The sequence below is a fragment of the Polaromonas sp. P1_G4 genome, assembly GCF_056405475.1.
Genome location: NZ_JBFUCA010000835.1, coordinates 1 through 1,227, shown reverse-complemented (window position 1 = coordinate 1,227; position 1,227 = coordinate 1). Strand labels below are relative to the sequence as shown.

Sequence of the window (1,227 nt, the reverse complement as noted above, 5' to 3'; positions counted from 1 at the left end):
CTGTGATGTCAGGTTACCGGCCATGAAGTTCACGTTGTCGGTCAGATCCTTCCAGGTACCGGCCACACCTTGCACRTCGGCCTGCCCGCCCAGCTTGCCTTCGGTACCCACCTCGCGCGCCACCCGCGTCACTTCAGAGGCAAATGACCGCAGCTGATCCACCATGGTGTTGATGGTGTTCTTTAACTCGAGGATYTCGCCCTTCACGTCCACCGTGATCTTCTTGGAMARGTCACCGGCYGCCACGGCCGTYGTCACCTCGGCAATGTTGCGCACCTGCGCCGTCAGGTTGGAGCCCATGGAGTTGACCGAATCGGTCAAATCTTTCCACGTACCGGCYACRCCYTGCACATCGGCCTGCCCGCCCAGCTTGYCTTCGGTACCCACCTCGCGCGCCACACGCGTCACCTCGGCCGAGAAGGTTCCGAGCTGCTCCACCATCTTGTTGATGATCATGGCCGTACGCAGGAACTCGCCTTCCAGCGCCTTGCCTTCTGCTTCGAGGGCCATGCTCTTGGAGAGATCGCCCTGGGCGACGGCACCAATCACACGCGCCACTTCGCTGGTCGGATGAACCAGATCCGCTATCAGGGAATTGATGGACTCGGCAGAGTCGCGCCAGAAGCCGGAGGCATCGGGCACGAATGCGCGCTCTTTCAAGCGGCCCTCCTTTCCGACCACCCGGCTCAATCGCTCCAGTTCTCGCGCCATCCGGACGTTCTCGGAAACGACATCGTTAAATGCATCTGCAACCTTGCCCGGTACACCCGTCCAGTCCTGCGGCAACGACGCATGCACATCGCCCTTCTTAAGGTCGGTCAACGCTGCGAGAATAATTTTTGTCTGGTCCGCTGCCGTATCGGCGTCATCAAGCACGGTGTTAATCGCGACAGCGTTTTCCAGCCAGAAGCCGGATAGTTTTTCTTCCGGCAGACGGCGACTCACTCGCGCAGCAGAGCGGGATTTGGTAGCAAGTCCCTTGCAGCGGCTGGTGGTCGCCGCCGTCATAGCCGACAGCTGATTGAATTCAGCGGCGATCTTTCCGTAGACGCCCTCCCATTCCGTCGGGAGTGTGACTGCGAGTTCGCCCCGCCGTAGCGCGCTGAGGGATTTGAGAATGAACTTGAGTTCGGTGTCGCGCTCCACCACGGCCAGCTTGGCTAGTGCCTCCATATCATTCATCCTGTATTGAAGGTAACGTTTTGTAGAAACGGCTGACGAGATTAC

General features: G+C 59.4%; 1 protein-coding gene. It reads right to left on the bottom strand.

Going from position 1 to position 1,227, the window contains the following annotated elements; all coding sequences use genetic code 11:
• A partial coding sequence (locus tag AC1D1X_RS23790) for a HAMP domain-containing protein (protein WP_477699411.1) occupies positions 1-1,173 on the bottom strand: 1,173 nt, incomplete at its 3' end.
• Positions 1,174-1,227: the final 54 nt, after the last annotated feature.